This is a genomic window from Marinobacter halophilus, assembly GCF_003007685.1.
Lineage (GTDB): Bacteria > Pseudomonadota > Gammaproteobacteria > Pseudomonadales > Oleiphilaceae > Marinobacter > Marinobacter halophilus.
Map to the genome: position 1 here is coordinate 185,836 of NZ_PXNN01000013.1, position 20,572 is coordinate 206,407.

Genomic DNA, 20,572 nt, shown 5'->3' on the forward strand with positions numbered 1-20,572 from the left:
TTTGCCAGCGCCAAAATCACCACACCCGGCGCAACACACATCAGACTGCGTGAGACCCATGGCCAAAAAGCTGTACATCAAAACCCACGGCTGCCAAATGAACGAGTACGACTCTGCCCGCATGGCAGACCTGCTCAAAACCGGCGAAACCGTCGAAATGACCGACTCGCCCGATGACGCCGACATCCTGCTGCTGAACACCTGCTCCATCCGCGAAAAAGCCCAGGACAAAGTGTTCCACCAGCTCGGCCGCTGGAAAAAACTGAAAAGCAAAAAACCCGACCTGATCATCGGCGTCGGCGGCTGTGTCGCCAGCCAGGAAGGCCAGGCCATCATCGACCGGGCCCCGTTTGTCGACATGGTGTTCGGCCCACAAACCCTGCACCGCCTGCCCGACATGATCACCGAAGTGCGCGCCAAAGGTAACGGCGTGGGCGTGGTTGACGTCAGCTTTCCAGAGATTGAAAAATTCGACAATCTGCCGGACCCCGGCGCAGATGGCCCTTCTGCGTTCGTCTCGATCATGGAAGGCTGCAGCAAATACTGCACCTTCTGCGTAGTACCCTACACCCGCGGTGAAGAAGTCAGTCGCCCGGTCGACGACGTGATCGCCGAAGTCGCCCACCTTGCCAGCCAGGGCGTACGCGAAGTTAATCTGCTGGGCCAGAACGTCAACGCTTACCGGGGCGATACCCACGACGGCGACGTCATGGACATGGCCGAACTGATCGAACTGATCGCCTCCATTGATGGCATCGACCGCATTCGCTACACCACTTCCCATCCGGTCGAGTTCAGCGATTCCTTAATCGAGATCTATGAGCGGGTTCCGGAGCTGGTCAGCCATCTGCACCTGCCGGTGCAGAGCGGTTCCGATCGCATTCTGGCGGCAATGAAGCGTGGCCACACGGCTCTGGAGTACAAATCCAAGCTGCGCCGTTTGCGGAAGATCCGGCCAGACATCAGCTTTTCCTCGGATTTTATCATCGGTTTCCCTGGAGAATCTGATAAAGACTTCGAAGACACCATGAAGCTGATCAACGATATCGGCTTCGATATGTCCTTCAGCTTTGTCTACAGCGCCCGCCCCGGCACTCCGGCGGCGGATTTGCCAGACGATACGCCGATGCAGGTGAAGAAGCAGCGCCTGAGCATTCTTCAGGATCGACTGAATCAGAACGTGATGGATATCAGCCGGAAGATGGTGGGCAGCACGCAGAGGATTCTGGTGACCGGCTTGTCCAAAAAGGACCCCGGCGAATACGCCGGCCGCACCGAGAACAACCGCATCGTGAATTTCCGGCACGACAATCCCGAGGTGGTGGGTCACTTCGTCGACGTCGAGATCGTCGAGGCGTACGCCAACTCTTTGCGCGGCGTTCCTGTGGGTCCGGAGTTGTTTTAGACCGCGCCCCACAACCCCCGGCCAGGCACCACACACCGAAATACCGACTCCCCAACCAAGAATCCGGGGAGTAAACCAAACGGAGCAAGATTGAATACTCAAGACACCAGACAATTTGACCTGCACCCGGTAGACCAGCGAAGGCTGACCACGCTGTGCGGGCAGTTTGATGAACACCTGAAGATGATTGAAAAACGTCTCCAGGTGAAAGTTGGCCGTCGCGGCCATCACTTCCGGGTGGACGGGCACACCGAAAACGTCGCCGCTGCCACCGAGGTAATCCGCCACATGTACCGGGAAACCGAGGCGACCAGCGACATCCCTCCGGATACCGTGCACCTGTTTATCCGTGAGACCGGGCTGGAACGACTGCCGGATGACGTGCCCTATGATGAAGGTCAGGTCACGGTCATCAAAACTCCGAAGGTAACCGCCAAGCCCCGTGGCAAGAACCAGCAGAAGTATGTGCAGAGCATCCGCAGCCACGACATCAATTTTGGTATCGGGCCTGCGGGTACCGGTAAAACCTGGCTGGCGGTGGCCTGTGCGGTGGAAGCCCTGAAAGACGAGCAGGTCAAGCGTATCTTGCTGGTGCGCCCGGCGGTGGAAGCCGGCGAGAAGCTGGGCTTTCTGCCCGGCGACCTGGCCCAAAAGGTCGACCCTTACCTCCGGCCGCTTTACGACGCCCTCTACGAGATGCTCGGCTTTGATCATGTTACCCGCCTGATCGAGAAAAGTGTGATCGAGATCGCGCCGTTGGCCTTTATGCGCGGCCGTACGCTTAACAACTCGTTTATTATTCTGGACGAGAGCCAGAACACCACCCGGGAGCAGATGAAGATGTTCCTGACCCGGATTGGCTTTGGCTCCACCGCGGTGATCACCGGCGACACCACCCAGGTTGACCTGCCCCGGGGCGAGAACTCCGGGCTGATCCATGCGGCGGGTGTGTTGAGCAAGGTTCCGGGCATTGGTTTCACCCGCTTCGACTCAAAAGACGTGGTTCGTCACCCGATTGTTCAGCGCATTGTGGAAGCCTACGATTCCTTTGACGACGGGAGTCGCAAAGGCCAATGAGCAAGCTGACCATCGATTTTCAGCGGGTCTTTGACGGCGAAGGCGTACCCGATGAATCCAGCTTCCAGACCTGGGCCGAACTGGCCTGGCAAGGAGAGGATCCGTCAGAGGTAACCATTCGTATTGTGGATACTGAGGAAAGCCGGGAACTGAACCATCAGTACCGGGGCCAGGACAAACCCACCAATGTTTTGTCCTTCCCATTTGAGGCACCAGCGGGTATAACGATGCCATTGGCCGGAGATCTGGTGATCTGCGTGCCGGTCGTTGAACAAGAGGCGCGGGAACAGCACAAGCTGCCTGCTGCCCATTGGGCTCATATGGTGGTGCACGGTATGTTGCACCTTCAGGGCTACGATCATATTGAAGACGATGATGCCGAGGTCATGGAAGCCCTCGAGATCCGGTTGCTAGCGCAGCTCGGATATATCAACCCTTACGAAGCAGAGGAAACGGAACAAGACTCATGAGCGACGATCAGTCGAGTCGCAGCCAGGGCGGTAAGTCCTGGCTGGAACGTATATCACAGGCCTTTTCCAGTGGGCCGGAGTCCGTAGAGGACGTACTGGAAATTCTGCGGGACGCTGAATCCCAAAGCATCATCGACGCCGATTCCATGAGCATCATTGAGGGTGCCATGCAGGTGATTGATATGCGGGTGGAGGAGATCATGATCCCCCGTTCTCAAATGATCACCGTCAAAGCCGCTCAGGACCCGAAAGAATTCCTACCTGAAATCATGTCTTCTGCACACAGCCGCTTTCCTGTCATCGGTGAAAGCCAGGATGACGTAATCGGCGTTCTGCTGGCCAAAGATCTGCTGCCGTTAGCCCTGAACAACGACCTTAACTGGTCCAGTATTCGGGAGATTCTCCGGCCACCGACCTTCGTACCGGAAAGCAAGCGGCTGAACCAACTGCTTAAAGAGTTCAAAGAAAACCGCAATCACATGGCCATCGTGGTGGACGAGTACGGCGGCACTGCGGGCCTGATCACCATCGAAGATGTGCTGGAGCAGATTGTGGGCGAGATCGAAGATGAGCACGATTTCGATGAAGAAACCCACATCAAAGCCCGTGGCGATGGCACCTACGCGGTCAAAGCTGTGACGCCGATTGACGATTTCAACGAATTTTTCGAGGCCTCCATGGACGAAGAAGAGTTCGACACCATCGGCGGCCTTGTTCTTAAAGAATTTGGTCACCTGCCCAGACGAGGCGAAACGGTTGAATTCGGTGGTTTGCGGTTTACCATCGCCAACGCCGATAACCGAGTCATCCGTTTGTTGCAGGTAGTACGAAGTGAATCATGAGTCCGGCCCTCGCCACCCTCTGAACTTCAAATTCATCACCAGCTCCTGGTTAAGCCCGGCGATTCTGCTGATCGCCGGCGCTCTCCAGACACTGACCCTGGCGCCGTTTAATCAATGGTGGCTGGGGCCCGTGTCGGTGTTCCTGATTCTACTGGTGACCCTGAATCAGCCTTCCGAAAAGTTGTTCCGCTCTGGCTGGCTGGTTGGCCTGGGCTTGTTTGCCTCGGGTGTCAGCTGGATCTACGTCAGCATCAGTGAGCACGGCAACACCTCGGTACCGGTATCCATTATCCTGATGGTACTGTTTGTGGCCGGCCTTGCCCTGTTTCATGCCCTCGCGTTCTGGTTCTGGGGCAAACTTGCCAAAGACAGCAGCGTTCGTCGGCTGATCCTGTTTCCCGCTGTCTGGGTATTGGGAGACTGGCTACGGGGCTGGCTGCTGACCGGTTTTCCCTGGATGTACCTGGGCACTGCCCATACCGATGGCCCGCTGGCAGGATTAGCCCCGCTCACCGGAGTTCATGGCCTGACGTTCTGGATTCTTGTCACCGGGGCGGCCGCGTACGCCCTGTGGTGGCTGCTGGTGACTGGTCATCGCAAAGCGGCTGCCGCAACGTTGGTTCTGGCCCTGATACCCTGGTTCGTCGCGCCGGCCATGAAGCAGACCGACTGGACCCAACTCAGCGACGAGCCCATGAGCTTCGCCGCCATGCAAGGCAACATCCCCCAGCAGATCAAATGGGATCCGGACTTTCTCAGGGATCAGATTGTCGCCTACCTGGGCATGACCGAGGCCCATTGGCAGAGCGATCTGATCCTGTGGCCGGAAACCGCCATTCCGATTCCTCAGGATCAGGCCGGAGCGATCATTGATCACATCCGCAGCGAGCTGGGCAACAACAGCACGCTGATTACGGGCATTCCCTGGTACGGCTACAGTGATCGCATTGACGATTACACTTTCCACAACAGCATCATGGCCATTGGCAGTGGTGAAGGCATCTATCACAAGCAGAAACTGGTACCTTTCGGCGAGTACGTTCCACTGCAGGGGATTCTGAGAGGCCTGATCGGCTTTTTCGACTTACCCATGAGCAGTTTTTCACCCGGGCCGAAATACCAGTCACCGCTGATGGCCAATGGTGTAAGCATCATGCCCTACATCTGCTACGAAGTGGCCTACCCGGACTTTGTCGCATTCAACGCCCGCAGCGCCGGCATCTTGCTGACCATCAGCAACGACGGCTGGTTCGGCGACTCCATCGGTCCGCTGCAACACCTGCAGATTGCCCGTATGCGGGCGCTGGAAACCGGTCGTTACATGCTTCGGGGCACCAACAATGGCGTCACCGCGATTATTGACGAAAAAGGCCAGATCACCGAACGCATTCCTCAGTTCGAGCGCGCGGTACTGACCGGGGAGGTATTCAGCGCCACCGGCAGCACGCCTTATATGCTGACAGGCTCCTGGCCAGTGCTGACCCTGGCCGTGATCCTGGTTGTATTTGTGCGGGAACGGGTGATTCCAAAAAGCTGAGTGTTCAGCTTTCCTTTCGTGGCCAGCGACTGGTCACTCGTTCGAAGTAGTGCGAACCGCAAGCTTCACAGGGGTGCAGGTGACTGGTCTTGGTCAGACACAGCATATGGTTGCAGTTCATGCATCGGAACATGCCGGCGGTGGCCACCTCCCCGGAGATGTAGTGGCTAACGTCCTGGTTCTCGAGTTTTTGCTTGAGCTCCAGTGTATCCACCAGGGTTTTGTCAGCGACAGACAACAACCGGTCAGACAGAGTGTTTTCCAATAACGAGATATCCAGCTGCAGCCATTCTTTCAGTCCCTCCCCGGTTTCCTCGACAAAGTGCATCAGGTGTTCGAGATCACGCTCTAGATAGGCGCCCAGCAATTCAGCCTCTTCCCGGGTCATTTCCTCCAGTTCGTACTCAATTTCAACGGCCTTCTGAACCTCTTCCTCCAGGGTTTTCAGCGAAGTTTCCTGGAGCTCATGCAAACGGGTTTGCACCCGTTCGAGCATTCTGTCGTAGGCCTCAAGGGCTTTGCCTGAAAGGTGACTGCGTTCTGGTTCTGTCATGTTAATCCTCGACTCTGTTTTGGTTATGGTGCAAAGGCCAGGCAAATAAATGCATACCTGAAGTCTGGCACAAGTCAGCCAAATTGGCAGACTACCTGTTAAGCCTTGTGTGCGTTAGAATGTTCAGCCCTTTCGAACATCATTCTGACACAGGTTAATTTTGGCAATGGCAGGAATGGACGAGCAATACAACCCACGTGAAGTAGAACAGACCGCCCGCGACTTCTGGGAATCCAACCAGACCTTCAAAGTTAAAGAAGAGCCCGGGAAGCCCAAGTACTACTGCCTGTCCATGTTCCCCTACCCCAGCGGCAAGCTACACATGGGCCACGTTCGCAACTATACCATTGGCGACGTGATCTCCCGCTACCAGCGCATGCAAGGCAAAAACGTGATGCAGCCCATGGGCTGGGACGCGTTTGGCCTACCCGCAGAGAATGCCGCCATTGCCAACAGGTCCGCGCCTGCAAAATGGACCCGGGCCAATATTGACTACATGAAAAAACAGCTCAAACAATTGGGTTTCGGTTACGACTGGGGGCGCGAGCTCGCCACCTGTGACCCCGAGTATTACCGCTGGGAACAGTGGTTCTTTGCCCGGTTGTACGAGAAGGGCCTGGTGTACAAAAAAATGTCGACCGTCAACTGGGACCCGGTCGACCAGACCGTACTGGCCAACGAGCAGGTTGTTGATGGCCGCGGCTGGCGCTCTGGAGCACTGGTTGAGCAGAAGAAGATTCCCCAGTGGTTTATCCGCATCACCGATTACGCCGATGAACTGCTGAACGACCTGGACCAGCTTGAAGACTGGCCGGAACAGGTCAAGACCATGCAACGGAACTGGATCGGCAAGTCAGTGGGTACCGAGCTGACCTTCCCGCTGAAAGACCGTGATGAAGGCATGACCGTTTACACCACTCGCCCGGACACCCTGATGGGGGTCAGTTACATGGCGGTGGCCGCCGAGCATCCGCTGGCCAAGGCGGCCGCCGAGCGCCATCTGGATGTCGCCGAGTTTGTCGAACAGTGTCGCAACAACAAGGTGGCCGAAGCCGAGCTCGCCACCATGGAAAAGAAGGGCGTCGACACTGGCTTCAAGGCCATCAACCCCCTTACCCAGGAAGAAATTCCGGTCTGGGTTGCCAATTTTGTGTTGATGGATTACGGCACCGGGGCACTGATGGCAGTGCCGGGGCACGACGACCGAGACCACGAATTCGCGCTCAAGTACAAGCTGTCGATCAAGCAGGTCATTGCGCCCAACGACAGCCGTGATATTGATGTGCAGGAGAAGGCCTTCACTGAAAAGGGTTTTCTGGTGTCATCCGGCAAATACAGCGGCCTGACCAGCGACGAAGCCTTTGAAGAAATCGCCCGTTATCTGGAAGCGAACAACATTGGCAAGCGCACAGTAAACTACCGGCTGCGAGACTGGGGCGTGTCACGCCAGCGCTACTGGGGCTCGCCGATTCCAATGATGACACTGGACGACGGTACCGAGATGCCGGTACCGGACGATCAGCTGCCGGTTCGCCTGCCGGAGGAGGTCGAAATGGATGGCGTGCAGTCACCCATCAAGGCAGACCCTGACTGGTGCAAAACCGAATACAATGGTCAGCCCGCCACGCTGGAAACCGATACTTTCGACACCTTCATGGAGTCATCCTGGTATTACGCCCGGTTCTGCAGCCCCAACTACGACCAGGGCATGCTGGACCCGGCTGCGGCGAACTACTGGCTGCCGGTCGATCAGTACATCGGCGGTATCGAACACGCCATCCTGCACCTGCTGTATGCCCGATTTTTCCATAAACTGCTGCGGGATTTCGGCCTGGTAGACAGCTCCGAGCCGTTCAATCGCCTGCTCTGTCAAGGCATGGTGCTGGCCGAAACCTATTACCGGAACGAAGACAACGGCGGCAAGACCTGGTTTAACCCGGCCGACGTCACCGTTGAGCGAGATGGCAAAGGACAGGTTACGCAGGCGGTACTGAAAGCCGACGGCCAGCCGGTGGAAATCGGCGGCGTCACCAAAATGTCGAAATCGAAGAATAACGGTATCGACCCGCAGTCCATCATCGACCAGCACGGTGCCGATACCGTGCGCCTGTTCATGATGTTTGCCGCACCGCCCGAGCAGTCCCTGGAGTGGTCAGACAGCGGCGTGGAAGGTGCTCACCGCTTCCTCAAACGGCTCTGGCGCCTGGTGAATGAACACACGGCTGCAGGTGGCGTACCGGCACTGAACGCCGGCAGCCTGACTGATGCCCAGAAGGATCTGCGCCGCAAGACCCACGAAACCATTGCCAAAGTCAGCGACGATATCAGTCGTCGCCTGACCTTCAACACCTCCATTGCCGCGGTCATGGAACTGCTCAACGACGTCAGCAAACTGGCCGACGACGAGCCGCAAACCCGCGCCGTGCGCCAGGAGGCGCTGGATGTGGCGGTGCTGGTACTGTCCCCGATCGTACCGCACATCTGTCATAGCCTCTGGCACGCGCTCGGGCATGCCGAGCTGGTGGTGGATGCCAAGTGGCCCCTGGCAGATGAGAGCGCCATGGTGCGCAGCGAAATTGAAGTGGTGCTGCAGGTCAACGGTAAAGTCCGCGCCAAAGAAAGCGTGCCGGTCGATATCGGCAAGGACGACCTGGAGAAGCTGGCGCTCGAGAATGAAAACGTCATGCGCTTCACGGAAGGCAAGACCGTGCGGAAAGTGATCGTGGTTCCGGGCAAGCTGGTCAACGTGGTGGCGAACTGATATGAACTGGCTGCCCTCATTGCTGAAAGCGCTTCGGATTCCTGTGGTTGCGGCACTTGCCATGACCACACTCACGGGGTGCGGTTTTCAGTTGCGGGGCACCTCTCCGGTGCCGGCTGCCTTGCAGCCACTGGCAGTGGATTGCCCGGACGCCATACCAGGGCGATTCTGCCAGTCGGTCCGGGAGCAGCTGAGCCTGGGTGGCGTAGAACTCAGAGAACCCGCGCAAGCAGACTATGTGCTGCGCCTGAGAAACTATCAACAGGATCGCCGTGCCTCGGCCATTACCGCCCAGGCGGCGGCAGCCGAGTATATTCTGCGACACACAGTATCCATGGAACTGTTTACCGCCGATCAGATACCGCTCATTGCCGCAACCGAGCTGACCACCAGCGAAACCTACCGTTACGACGAAACCAATGTGCTTGCCAAGCAACGGGAAGAGGAGGAGCTGCGTCAGCAATTGGGTGACCGGTTGGCACAACAGGTTATCTTCCGGCTGGCACCGATGACCCGTGAGCGTATAGATGCCGTTACCGAGGAGCACTCCGCCAGTCAAGAGCAGGCCGAATCGCCGTGAAAACCCAGCCCGGCCAACTTCCTCAGTTACTGAAAAAAAGCCTGGCACCGGTGTACCTTGTTTCCGGTGATGAGCCGCTGCTGGTTCAGGAATGTTGCGACCAGATTCGGAAAGCCGCCCGTGACGCCGGCTATCAGGACCGTATTACCTACCATGCCGACCACCAGCTAAGCTGGAACGCGGTCGGGGACGAATGCAGTGCTCTGTCGTTGTTCGCTGAAAAACGCCGGATCGAGATTCACCTGCCCACCGGCAAGCTGGGCGACGGACGAAAGGTCATGGAGCAGATTCTCCAATCACCTCCGGACGATGTGGTTCTTCTTCTGATCAGTGCCCGGCTGGATGCGGCGGAAACCAAACGTAAGTGGTACAAAGAGCTACAGGGCACCGGCGTCCACGTGCCGGTCTGGCCGGTGGAACCGGAAAAGTTTGCCGGCTGGCTTCAACAACGGGCGAGCAATCAAGGCCTGCACCTGACCCGTGGCGCCCTGGCCATGTTGGCGGAACGGCTGGAAGGTAATCTGCTGGCAGCCAGTCAGGAACTGGACCGATTAGCACTGCTCACCGATGGCAAAACCATTGATGAGGAGACCATTGAGCGCGCAGTTCAGGACAGCGCCCGCTTTAATGGTTTTGAGCTGGTCACCGAACTGCTCTCTGGCAAGGCCGCTCACGCCGGCAAGATAATCGGCATCCTGCAACAGGAAGGTGAGAACCCGCTGGGACTGCTGAGCGTTCTGGTGCGCGACCTTCACCTTATTATTGAGCTCAAATCAGCGCTCCCTCCCGGTGATAACCCTTCCGGTTTTCTGAAAAAGCGTGGCGTATTCCAGCCCCGTCGCGCTTCGGCTATCCAGCAAGCCGCCCGACGCCTGAACCTGCCACAGCTGCATCACGCCATCCGTTTATGCAGTACCACCGACCGCGCCGCCAAGGGTTTTGATGATGTGTCACCCTGGCACCATCTCAGAGATCTCTCTGTTCTGTTGGCCGGCGTCCGACCGGGCTGACCTGAGTCAAGAACCGTTCAGGTCAGACAACCCGGCCGTTCCAGCCACTTGACACTTTTTTACCATTAGGCGCATTGTAACTCTTCCAAATCACCTCATCAGGGAAAGAGATTCGATATGAGCCTGCAAGACGATTTTAAAAAACTGTCGGACAAGATCAAACAGTACCGCGACGAAGCAAAGGTACAGCTGCACCTGGCCAGGGAAGACGTAAAAGACGAATGGGATGATCTTGAACAGGAGTGGGAAAAAGTACGCCAGAAGCTCGACCAGGTAATTCATGATGCCGATGATGCCAGTCATGAAGCCCGCGAAACAGCTCGGAAACTGGGTGAAGAAGTGAAAACGGGCTATCAGAACATACGCAACAAACTGAAATAAATTGTTAACTGGTTAACAATTTATTTCAGGAAAGACCGGCACGGAGGGTCGATTCGTTTCACCTCTGTGCCATACTTCACATCAAAGAATGAACAACCCGTCATACTTTAGTCAGATTGTTCATTTTGCCAGCAACCGCTCGTCGCGGTGGCCACGGCCTTTGGTACACAATGTGAGGTATTATGGCCCCATGAAAAAAATAATCTCCGTTCCAATTGCCCTAACACTTGCCCTAGCGACCAACTTCGTGATTGGCCAGAATACCCGTTTCAGTGACCCGGAAACGGTCGTTCGCGATCAGTTCTGGGGCGACCTCTACGCTGGTGGCGGCAACTCTTTCTTCTGTGATACGTCTTTTACCAACAAAGGTTTTGTGATGACGGATGGCTATGTCTATCCGTTGGCTGACGTTCGCACGGCACTGGCTTGCGGCACATCAAGCCAGTGCTCGCAAGACAATCGTTACCGCCAGATCAGCTCTGATCTGCATAATATCGTGCCGGTGAGAACGCGTGTGGAGATGCGCCGGCGCAGTGTCCGTTACGAGAACCTGGGCGATGCTGCCAGGGTCGATGATTGTGGCATTCGAGAGAGTGCGCAGTTCTTTGAGCCGCCGGAGCATGTCAAAGGCGATGTTGCGCGGACCGTAGCGTATATGGCCGAGACGTATGGGCTACCCTTGCTTGGCGCCACCGCGGTGTTTGAGGGCTGGCATGAGCTGGATCCGCCGAGTGACAAGGAGCTTGCCCGGCATCGTCAGATAGCGGAGCTTCAGGGCAATGAGAATCCGTTTGTGACCAACCCAGGGTTGATGAATCGGCTTTAAATTTAATGTTTGCCCACAAAAAAGCAGGCCACCAGGGCCTGCTTTTTTGTTTTCGGATTAGCGAAATCTGGTTAGATTTCGTTAGCGGCCAGAGCCATCATCGACTCGCTTCCGCTGCGAATGCCTTCGGCCAGGGACACTGTCTTCGGCAACAGGCGATCGAAGTAGAAACGTGCGGTTTTTAGCTTGCCGGTGTAGAAGCCGGAGGTGTCGCCCTCAGCCTTCGGTGCGGCGGCTTTGACCGACTTGGCCCACATGAACGCCAGTGCGGTATAACCGAACATGTCCAGGTAGTCCACGGCGGCGGCGCCAACAGCATTGGGGTTGTCAGTGGCCTGATTGATCACGTGTTCGGTAACGTCAGACAGGCGCTCCAGAGCAGCTGCCAACGGCTCCAGGTACGGCCTGAGAGCGGGATCAGTGCTGTTTTCTTCAATAAACGCAGCAACGTCCTGAGCGAACAGTTCATAGAACTTGCCCTGGCTGCCCACAACCTTGCGCCCCATCAGGTCCATGGCCTGGATGCCATTGGTGCCTTCGTAGATCTGGGTGATGCGGCAATCACGCACCAGCTGTTCCTGGCCCCACTCACGGATAAAGCCGTGACCACCGAAAACCTGCTGGCCAATGATGGTGGTTTCCAGGCCGCGATCGGTCAGGAAGGCTTTAGCGACCGGAGTCAGTAGCGCGACCATGCCTTCGGCGTGCTGGCGACGCTCATCGTCTTCCGCGTACTTGGAAATGTCCAGCCATTTGGCAACGTAGGTGGAGAATGTCCGGCCGCCTTCAACGTAGCCTTTCATAGTCAGCAGCATGCGACGTACGTCCGGGTGCACCAGGATCGGGTCAGCGGCCTTTTCTGGCTGCTGGGCACCGGTGGGAGCACGGCTCTGGATGCGGTCGTTGGCGTATTCACGGGCGTTCTGCAAGGAGGCTTCCGCCGCACCAATGCCTTGAATGCCAACACCGAGGCGTTCGTAGTTCATCATGGTAAACATGGCGGCCAGGCCCTTGTTTTCTTCACCGACCAGCCAGCCTTTGGCGCCGTCGAAGTTCATCACGCAGGTCGCCGAGGCCTTGATGCCCATCTTCTTCTCGATGGAGCCACAGCTGAAGCTGTTGCGCTCGCCCAGGGAACCGTCTTCGTTCACCATGAACTTGGGCACCAGAAACAGGGAGATGCCCTTGGGGCCTTTCGGGGCATTCGGCAGTTTCGCCAGTACCAGGTGGACAATGTTCTCTGCCAGGTCGTGCTCGCCCCAGGTAATAAAGATCTTGGTGCCGGTGACATTGTAGGATCCGTCATCGTTGGGCTCGGCCTTGGTGCGGATAATACCAAGATCGGTACCCGCATGCGGCTCGGTCAGATCCATGGCGCCGGACCAGACACCGGAATACATGTTGGGCAGGTACCTTTCTTTCAATTCTTGGCTGCCGTGAGCATCCAGCGCCAGGCAGGCACCGGCGGTCAGCATCGGGGCCAGGCCGAACGCCATATTGGCGCCTTGCATCATTTCTTCAAACTGGGCGACCAGAGTTTTCGGCATGCCCATGCCGCCGAAGTCGGGGTTACCACCCAGACCGTTCCAACCACCCTCAACGATGGTCTGGTAGGCTTCTTTGAAACCCTCCGGACTGGTCACTTCGCCATCATTCCACTTGCAGCCCTGCTCATCCGCTTCACGGTTCAGGGGTGCCAGGACGCCGCCGGTAATTTTGCCGGCCTCTTCGAGGATCGCATCCGCGGTATCAGGATCCACGTTGTCAGCAATCTTGGGCAGTGATGCCCACAGGGAGGGCGCATCAAACACTTCGTTAAGCACGAAACGCATGTCACGAAGGGGTGCCTGGTAATCAGCCATGTAAAACTCTCCAGAAATTCAGTCAGTCACTTTGGGAGGACGACCCGACAAACGCCTTCTTAAATAATGAAGGCCGGATTGCGTCCACCCGCTCGGCTATGTGTCCGAAACAAGGTTGTTGTTCTGTGGCGCATTATTCTACCTCAAAACACGCCACCGACTCATGAAAAAAGCCCGTCTCCTGACGGAGAACGGGCTTTTTCTGTGCCATCAACCAGATAGCAACCCCAGCCTTAGAGGGCGAAGGCTTCTTCTGGCATGTCCAGCAGGCTACCGGAACCCGCCAGCATGGTTTCTGCGTGGGTCTTGGTGCGCGGCAACAGACGCTTGAAGTAGAAGCGTGCGGTCTGGACCTTGGCGTTGTAGAACATCTCTTCCGAGGTGCCATCCGCCATTTTGTCCAGAGCTACCTTGGCCATGCGTGCCCACAGGTAGGCAAACACGGCGTAACCGGAGTACATCAGGTAATCAACCGCAGCGGCACCGACTTCTTCACGGTCCTTCATCGCGGTCATACCGATCTTCATCGTCAGGTCGCCCCACTCCTTGTTGATCGCAGCCAGCGGCTCGATAAACTCTTTCATTTGTTCGTTGTCCGCGTTTTCTTTGCAGAACACGTGCACCTGCTTGGTGAAGCCTTTCAGAGATTCGCCCTGGGTCATCAACACTTTACGACCCAGCAGGTCCAGCGCCTGAATACCGGTGGTGCCTTCGTAGATCATGCCGATACGGGCATCACGTACGTTTTGTTCCATGCCCCACTCAGCGATGAAACCGTGACCACCGTAGACCTGCATACCCAGGTTGGCAGCTTCGTAACCGATTTCGGTCAGGAATGCTTTGGCAATCGGGGTCAGGAAGCCCAGAGCTTCATCAGCAGCCTTGCGCTCTTCAGCGGTTTTGCCGCGCTGAACGATATCAGCCTGCTGGGCGGTCAAGTAAATCAGAGCACGGGCGCCTTCGGCGACTGCTTTCTGGGTCAGCAGCATACGACGCACGTCCGGATGAACAATGATCGGATCGGCAATACCGTCCGGGTTCTTGGCACCGCTCAGTGAGCGCATGGCCAGACGGTCTTTGGCGTAGGTCAGGGAACCCTGGAAGCCAAGCTCGGCAGCACCCAGACCCTGGATCGCAGTACCGATACGGGCGACGTTCATGAACGTGAACATGCAGTTCAGGCCCTTGTTCTCAGGCCCGATCAGCCAGCCTTTGGCGCCGTCGAAGTTCATTACGCAGGTGGCGTTACCGTGGATGCCCATCTTGTGCTCGATGGAACCACAGGAAACCGCATTGCGATCGCCGGCAGAGCCGTCTTCGTTAGGCAGGCACTTGGGAACGATAAACAGGGAGATACCTTTGGTACCTTCCGGAGCGCCCGGCAGGCGAGCCAGAACGATATGGACGATGTTCTCGGCCATGTCGTGCTCACCGGCAGAGATGAAGATTTTGGTGCCGGTGATGCTGTAGGTACCGTCAGCGTTCGGCTCAGCCTTGGTGCGTAGGGTGCCCAGATCAGAACCACAGTGTGACTCAGTCAAACACATGGTGCCTGTCCACTCACCGCTGATCAGCTTGGTGAGGTACGTCTGCTTCTGCTCTTCGGTACCATGCTCTTCGATGGTGTTGGTGGCACCATGGCTGAGGCCGGGGTACATGCCAAAGGACCAGTTACAGGTACCCATCATTTCACTCATCACGATACCCAGGGAGCTCGGCAAACCCTGGCCGCCGTAGTTGGTATCGGCGGTCATCGAAGGCCAGCCGCCTTCGATGTACTGTTGGTAGGCTTCTTTGAAGCCGGTCGGCGTTTTAACACCGTCTTCGCTCCAGACACAGCCTTCAATATCACCGACTCGGTTCAGCGGAGACACTACCTGCTCACAGAACTTTGCACCTTCCTGGATAATGGCATCCACCATATCCGGAGTGGCGTCTTCGGCACCTTCCAGATTGGTGTAGTGCTGCTCGCTGTTCAGCAGCTCGGTCATAACAAATTTGATATCACGCAGGGGCGCTTTGTATTCAGGCATGGAATCCACCTCGGTTCTCGGCCTAGGCTGACTTGAATAACAGCTTTCGGCCTTGGTTTTGCTCAGAAACCATGATGCACTGCATCACGGCCTTAATTAAACACTTGTTTGAAACATACGTTTTGTAGCACAGAATTGTCAATAGCCCTGGTTAAAAATTGTGTTGCGATGTGTGTCCCGAAAGCAGAGGGAAAAGACATTAGAAATGAGCGCCGGGGCTCAGGAACAGAGGGGTTCAGGCAAACACTGAGGTGACGGATTCGGGGGCACCAGTCTGCATAGCGAAAATGCTTCGGTAGGTCTCATTCGCTTGCCGGCCATTAGCGGTCGGTCCATCCTGGTCTCCATCCGCCGATGACGCAGCCGCTGCACCAGCTTGCTGACCCTCGTCGCCAACAGCCATTTCAGACTGCGCCTGCAACATAGTTTGCATGGCTTGGGCTGCCACCGCGCGATCTTGCGCAGATGGCTGCGCCGGGGCCATGGCGGCCGCGCGCACAACCCGCATCTTCTCAACGGTAGCTTGAGGATCGCCCGCCACCGGGGAAACGTCTATCGGGACCTCACCACCGACCGCATATTGCGCGCCGTCAGGCCCCCGCTGATAGGTAAATGACATAGCCCCGGCGTATTGCCCGCCAACCGCCTGGTGCGCAGCTTCGTGAGCGCGCACCTCTCGATCCCGGGCCTTAAGATCGGCAAGCTCTTTGAGCTGGGCTTCCTCAAGCCCTTGCGGGTTGGGCTGCGCATCCCCTTCCTTGTCAGTCGCGGTGTTATCGGACCGGCTTTCGGGAGCCTGCTCGACACCCCGTGTGGCGTCGCCCGAATCCGTTGCAAAGCCTTCACCGGATACACCACCCGAGCCAGACGGCGCAACGCTGCTGTTGGTTGCGGTCGCAGCGCCCGGGACAGTGGGGTAAACCGGAGAAATAGAGGGGAGCAAATTCACAGTACCGTCAACTTCGGTCAGGCCCGGATATCCAGAAGGGTACCGAGGGTCTCGTCGGCCGTTTTGACCACTTGGGCGGAAGCTTCGACACTGCGTTCGTAGAGAATCATGTCAATCAGTGGTTCGGCCAGGTTGCCAGCAGCATTACCCTGAGGGCCATCAACACCGCCGCGAGCAATTGTACGGGCCGCATTTTCCATGCCCGCCATGCCGTCCCGAATACCTTGTATGCCAAGAGAAAGAGTATTGTTGATCACGCCGGAGCTTCCTGTGACGATCAATTGATTTTATTTACGCACAATCTTGGTCAAATTTCAATCAGAGGTTTGATATTCAGGTAGCCCGCCAACATTTCAGGCAACCGGGCGGTAGACGTGGATTCCATCCAGGGCAGAACACCGAGACACGCGGCGCCAAGGTGCACACTCAGGTAGTTCAGGGTTTCCTGTTCGCAGCTCATGGCCTCAGCCTCGGGATGGTTGCCCACCCAACCCGCCACAAACAGACCATCGGCGCGGATGGCTTCGGCGGTGAGCAGGGCATGGTTGATGCAGCCCAGTTTGAGCGGTACCACCAGAATGACATCCAACCCCAGTTCGCGCGGGACCGCCGAGTAGCTTTCCCGGTCGTTCAGAGGTACCCGCCAGCCGCCGGCTCCCTCAATGAGCATGAGATCGGCCGGGCGAATCTGCAAGCCACGGCAGAAACCGATAAGGCGCTGGGCCGTAAGGAGTTTGCCGGCCTGCTCTGCTGCTACATGGGGCGCAATGGCGGGCTCCAGGGCAATGGGGTTGATGGTGTCGTAAGCAACGTCTTCGGTCATAGCTGCCTGAAGCATGAGGGCGTCTTCATTCCGCAGGCCTTCCCCGGTCTGGTCGCAGCCTGAGGCAATCGGCTTCATGGCCAGGGTGCGCTTGCCCGCCGCCTTTGCCGCTTCCAGAATCGCTGCAGCAGCGATGGTTTTGCCCACACCGGTGTCGGTGCCGGTTACAAAATAGGTTTTCTTTGCCATCTGGGTGGTCTCGTTCTGGGTGCAGGATGGGGGTGTGACACCCTCACCCCATGTCATCGAAGTGTAGTCTGCTTTGAACCAATGTCGACGGAGAAGCCCTATGCAGAGTAGGGCTTTAACCAATACAACCAGCCTGCCTCGTAAGTCACCAAAACACCGCTGTCATCGCTTCCGGGAAAAGCCCGGCACATGGCCCTAAACCGTCCCGGGGCCGTAGCCGTTCGGCGTCTTTCTTCACCCTTGAAACCCGCCCCGAGATCTTTCAGTTCCCGGTTCAGTGCCATCGGTGAATCGTAGCGCAGAATAATGGAATTCACCTCCAGCTCAGAATCAGGCAAGGTGTCTGCCGTCAAAGCTCGCCAATCTTCCTCTGAGGCAAACCGGTTGACATGGGCTTGCCCCGGATCCACTTTGGCCCAGGCTTGTTTGAGCTCCCTCAGGGTGCCATCAAGCAGTGTTGAAACAACCAGAACTCCGCCGGGCTTCAGGACTCTTCGGCACTCGGCAAGAACAACGTCAGGGCGGCGGCTCCACTGAATCATCAGGTTACTGAAGATCAGGTCAACGCTCTGGTCCGCCAACGGCAGTTGTTCGGCATCGGCGTTGAGCCAGGCGGCAATGTCTGGGCCGGTGGTTCTGGCCTGCTCGATCATGCCCGGAGCGAGATCGGCGCCGGTGATCGCAGCATTCGGATACGTGACGGCGAGCTTACGGGTAAACCAGCCGGTACCACAGCCCAGATCGAGTATGGCTTGGGGCGACAGATTACCCGGAATATTAACGAGCATGGCGTCGCCCATGGTTTTTTGCAGGCGCGACGCGCTGTCGTAAGTGCGGCTGGCCCCGCCAAAGCCACGCGCGATCGACTGCTTGGTGCCGGAATCTCCATCGGCAGGGGTGATTTCGGACAGGTCGGTGAACACGTTCAAACCGCCACCGTTTTCTGGTAATCACTACCCGGGAGCAGCGCCCGACTTTGTGCCAAGGCGTTCAGCAACCGGTCAACCTGCTCAAAACTATGCACAGCACTCAAGGTCACCCGCAGTCTAGCCTGACCTTCCGGCACCGTCGGTGGCCGAATAGCGGTAACCAGAACACCCTGTTGCTCCAGAGCCTGGCTCAGCGCCAGGGTTTCCTGATTACCACCGACTAGAATGGGCTGGATTGGCGATTGCGACGGCATCAAATGATATCCCAGCTGCTCCGCCCCGGCCCGAAAATGCACAATCAATTCACTGAGGTGTTGCCGCCGCGGGTCGTCCGCCTCGATCAGGTCCAGGCTGGCACAGGTCGCCGCCGCCAGCGCCGGCGGCATCGCCGTGGTGTAAATGTAGGTCCGGGCCTTCTGCACCAGATAATCCATCAACACCGCCGGCCCTGCCACAAACGCGCCACTGGTACCCACCGCCTTGCCCAGCGTGCCGATCAGCACCGGCACCTCGTCTTCCGACAACCCGGCCGCCAATACACTGCCCCGGCCCTGAGGACCCAGCACGCCAATGCCGTGGGCATCGTCCACCACCAGCAGCGCGTCGTGGGCCTTGCAGACCCGGGCCAGGTCCTTCAACGGCGCCACATCGCCGTCCATACTGAACACCCCGTCCGTCACCACCAGCTTGTGTCCGGACGTCTCCGCCAGCATGGCCGCCAACGCTGCCACATCGCCATGGGCATAACGCCGCGCCCGGGCCCGGCTCAGAATGCAGCCATCGATAATCGACGCATGGTTCAGGCGATCCGAAAAAATCGTATCACCACGACCCGCCAGCGCCGAGATCACGCCCAAATTGGCCATGTACCCGGTCGAAAAAAACAACGCCGCACTGCGCTGGGTAAACGCCGCCAGGCGCTGCTCCAATTGATGATGAGACTGATGATGACCACACACCAGATGCGACGCCGCACCGCCGAGCCCGGTTTCCGGCAGGGCATTGGTCAGGGCGTCGATATTGCGTGGGTGATTGGCGAGACCCAGATAATCATTACTGCAGAACGACAACAACGACTTGCCATCCGCGATCAGCTCCGGCTGTTGAGGGCCGGAAACCAGGCGGCGAGTCCGGTAGAGACCGGCCTGTTTCCGTTGTTCAATTTCGTGGGCAAAATCACGCATATCAACCGCACAGCCAATCAGAACAAACCGTCATTGAAACCCGCACGGAGCTCGAACGTGAGGGTCGGGGAAGGCCTGAAAGATCAGGCCGACTCGCGAGTCGCGTCATAGAACATGTGCCTGGTGGCCTCATATTCGACGGCCTCGGCCAGCACCTCTTCTTCCTGCGCCTCGGTCGCACACTGCTCCCGCTGCTCAGGCCGAATCCCCAGCTTGGCGAACAACTGCATATCCGCATCCGCCTCCGGATTCGACGTGGTCAGCAACTTCTCGCCATAGAAAATCGAATTCGCACCAGCGAAGAAGCATAACGCTTGCATCTGCTCATTCATTTGCTCCCGGCCCGCGGACAACCGCACATGCGACGCAGGCATCATAATCCGCGCCACCGCCAGCATCCGAATAAACTCAAACGGCTCCAGATCCTCCACATTCTCCAGTGGCGTACCCTTCACCTTCACCAGCATATTCACCGGCACACTCTCCGGGTGCTGCGGCAGATTCGCCAGCTGCACCAACAAGCCAACCCGATCGTCCTCGTCTTCACCCATGCCCAGGATGCCACCGCAACACACTTTCATACCCGCCTTGCGCACGTTATCCAGCGTGTCCAGGCGGTCCTGATAGGTACGCGTCGTAATAATATGGCTGTAGTACTTCTCCGAGGTGTCCAGATTGTGGTTGTAATAATCCAGACCAGCGTCGGCCAGTTCCCGGGCCTCTTCCTCTTGCAGCATGCCCAGGGTCATACAGGTTTCCATGCCCAACGACTTAACCTGCTTCACCATGTCCAGCACATAAGGCATGTCTTTCTTGGACGGGCTGCGCCAGGCCGCGCCCATACAGAATCGGGACGCCCCTTTTTGCTTAGCGGCACGCGCCTCAGCCACCACTTTCTCGATTTCCAGCAGCTTCTCTTTTTCCAGGCCAGTGTTGTAATGACCGCTCTGGGGGCAATACTTGCAGTCTTCCGGGCAGGCACCGGTCTTGATGGATAACAAGGTGCTGACCTGCACCTCGTTCGGATCAAAATGCTCACGGTGAACGGTTTGAGCCCGAAACAACAAGTCGTTGAACGGCAGGTTAAAAAGATCCCGGGCTTCCTGAAGTGTCCAGTCGTGGCGCAGCGCTGTGGCGGTCATGGCAAAGTCCTGTTAACCT

19 protein-coding genes are annotated in these 20,572 nt (G+C 57.4%); 10 read left to right on the forward strand and 9 right to left on the reverse strand.

Features of this window, described 5'->3' with window-relative positions:
* Positions 1 to 58: 58 nt before the first annotated feature.
* From miaB to lnt, 5 genes are all read left to right on the forward strand, one after another.
* Entirely contained in the window at positions 59 to 1,405 is a 1,347-nt protein-coding gene (gene miaB / locus C7H08_RS10725) for a tRNA (N6-isopentenyl adenosine(37)-C2)-methylthiotransferase MiaB (RefSeq protein WP_106671736.1), read from the forward strand.
* Positions 1,406 to 1,495: 90 nt separating this feature from the next.
* Positions 1,496 to 2,482: a PhoH family protein gene (locus tag C7H08_RS10730; protein WP_106671737.1), complete on the forward strand. Its 987-nt coding sequence runs from the start codon at positions 1,496 to 1,498 to the stop codon at positions 2,480 to 2,482.
* Complete coding sequence (gene ybeY / locus C7H08_RS10735; protein WP_106671738.1) at positions 2,479 to 2,952, forward strand: rRNA maturation RNase YbeY; 474 nt, start codon at positions 2,479 to 2,481, stop codon at positions 2,950 to 2,952. Before C7H08_RS10730 ends, ybeY begins: the two co-directional genes overlap by 4 nt.
* Positions 2,949 to 3,794: an HlyC/CorC family transporter gene (locus C7H08_RS10740; RefSeq protein WP_106671739.1), complete on the forward strand. Its 846-nt coding sequence runs from the start codon at positions 2,949 to 2,951 to the stop codon at positions 3,792 to 3,794. Before ybeY ends, C7H08_RS10740 begins: the two co-directional genes overlap by 4 nt.
* On the forward strand, positions 3,784 to 5,331 hold the full coding sequence (gene lnt / locus C7H08_RS10745; RefSeq protein ID WP_106671740.1) for an apolipoprotein N-acyltransferase: 1,548 nt from the start codon (positions 3,784 to 3,786) through the stop codon (positions 5,329 to 5,331). The genes C7H08_RS10740 and lnt overlap by 11 nt, the downstream gene beginning before the upstream one ends.
* A 4-nt stretch (positions 5,332 to 5,335) precedes the next feature.
* Here the strand turns inward: lnt and C7H08_RS10750 are convergent, their stop codons facing one another.
* Positions 5,336 to 5,884, reverse strand: coding sequence for a zinc ribbon-containing protein (locus C7H08_RS10750; protein WP_106671741.1), 549 nt, complete (start codon positions 5,882 to 5,884; stop codon positions 5,336 to 5,338).
* Between the two features lie 175 nt (positions 5,885 to 6,059).
* On the opposite strand from C7H08_RS10750, the gene leuS reads away from it, so the two are divergent.
* The 5 genes from leuS to C7H08_RS10775 all read left to right on the forward strand — a co-directional run bounded on the left by leuS (position 6,060) and on the right by C7H08_RS10775 (position 11,442).
* Positions 6,060 to 8,645 carry a leucine--tRNA ligase gene (leuS, locus tag C7H08_RS10755; RefSeq protein ID WP_106672088.1) on the forward strand — a complete coding sequence of 862 codons (2,586 nt, stop codon included), beginning with the start codon at positions 6,060 to 6,062 and terminating at the stop codon, positions 8,643 to 8,645.
* 1 nt (position 8,646) lies between these two features.
* Positions 8,647 to 9,225 (forward strand): LPS-assembly lipoprotein LptE, encoded by a 579-nt coding sequence (locus C7H08_RS10760; protein ID WP_106671742.1) that lies wholly within the window; start codon positions 8,647 to 8,649, stop codon positions 9,223 to 9,225.
* A complete protein-coding gene (holA, locus tag C7H08_RS10765; protein ID WP_106671743.1) occupies positions 9,222 to 10,235 on the forward strand; it encodes a DNA polymerase III subunit delta in 1,014 nt (337 codons plus the stop codon). The genes C7H08_RS10760 and holA overlap by 4 nt, the downstream gene beginning before the upstream one ends.
* A gap of 117 nt (positions 10,236 to 10,352) precedes the next feature.
* Positions 10,353 to 10,616, forward strand: coding sequence for a hypothetical protein (locus tag C7H08_RS10770; RefSeq protein WP_106671744.1), 264 nt, complete (start codon positions 10,353 to 10,355; stop codon positions 10,614 to 10,616).
* Between the two features lie 190 nt (positions 10,617 to 10,806).
* Entirely contained in the window at positions 10,807 to 11,442 is a 636-nt protein-coding gene (locus C7H08_RS10775) for an endonuclease (protein WP_106671745.1), read from the forward strand.
* A 71-nt stretch (positions 11,443 to 11,513) separates the two neighbouring features.
* Here the strand turns inward: C7H08_RS10775 and C7H08_RS10780 are convergent, their stop codons facing one another.
* The 8 genes from C7H08_RS10780 to bioB form a co-directional block, all read right to left on the reverse strand.
* Positions 11,514 to 13,304 carry an acyl-CoA dehydrogenase C-terminal domain-containing protein gene (locus C7H08_RS10780; protein WP_106671746.1) on the reverse strand — a complete coding sequence of 597 codons (1,791 nt, stop codon included), beginning with the start codon at positions 13,302 to 13,304 and terminating at the stop codon, positions 11,514 to 11,516.
* Between the two features lie 233 nt (positions 13,305 to 13,537).
* Complete coding sequence (locus C7H08_RS10785; protein WP_106671747.1) at positions 13,538 to 15,337, reverse strand: acyl-CoA dehydrogenase C-terminal domain-containing protein; 1,800 nt, start codon at positions 15,335 to 15,337, stop codon at positions 13,538 to 13,540.
* Positions 15,338 to 15,572: 235 nt separating this feature from the next.
* Positions 15,573 to 16,286 carry a putative metalloprotease CJM1_0395 family protein gene (locus C7H08_RS10790; protein ID WP_106671748.1) on the reverse strand — a complete coding sequence of 238 codons (714 nt, stop codon included), beginning with the start codon at positions 16,284 to 16,286 and terminating at the stop codon, positions 15,573 to 15,575.
* 17 nt (positions 16,287 to 16,303) lie between these two features.
* A complete protein-coding gene (locus tag C7H08_RS10795; protein ID WP_106671749.1) occupies positions 16,304 to 16,543 on the reverse strand; it encodes a flagellar basal body rod C-terminal domain-containing protein in 240 nt (79 codons plus the stop codon).
* 50 nt (positions 16,544 to 16,593) lie between these two features.
* Positions 16,594 to 17,298 (reverse strand): dethiobiotin synthase, encoded by a 705-nt coding sequence (gene bioD / locus C7H08_RS10800; RefSeq protein ID WP_106671750.1) that lies wholly within the window; start codon positions 17,296 to 17,298, stop codon positions 16,594 to 16,596.
* Positions 17,299 to 17,396: 98 nt separating this feature from the next.
* Positions 17,397 to 18,221: a malonyl-ACP O-methyltransferase BioC gene (gene bioC, locus C7H08_RS10805; protein ID WP_188445228.1), complete on the reverse strand. Its 825-nt coding sequence runs from the start codon at positions 18,219 to 18,221 to the stop codon at positions 17,397 to 17,399.
* Between the two features lie 2 nt (positions 18,222 to 18,223).
* The gene (gene bioF / locus C7H08_RS10810) at positions 18,224 to 19,411 is read right to left on the reverse strand and encodes an 8-amino-7-oxononanoate synthase (protein WP_106671752.1); all 1,188 of its coding nucleotides are present in this window, start codon (positions 19,409 to 19,411) and stop codon (positions 18,224 to 18,226) included.
* Between the two features lie 83 nt (positions 19,412 to 19,494).
* Positions 19,495 to 20,553 carry a biotin synthase BioB gene (gene bioB / locus C7H08_RS10815; protein ID WP_106671753.1) on the reverse strand — a complete coding sequence of 353 codons (1,059 nt, stop codon included), beginning with the start codon at positions 20,551 to 20,553 and terminating at the stop codon, positions 19,495 to 19,497.
* Positions 20,554 to 20,572: the final 19 nt, after the last annotated feature.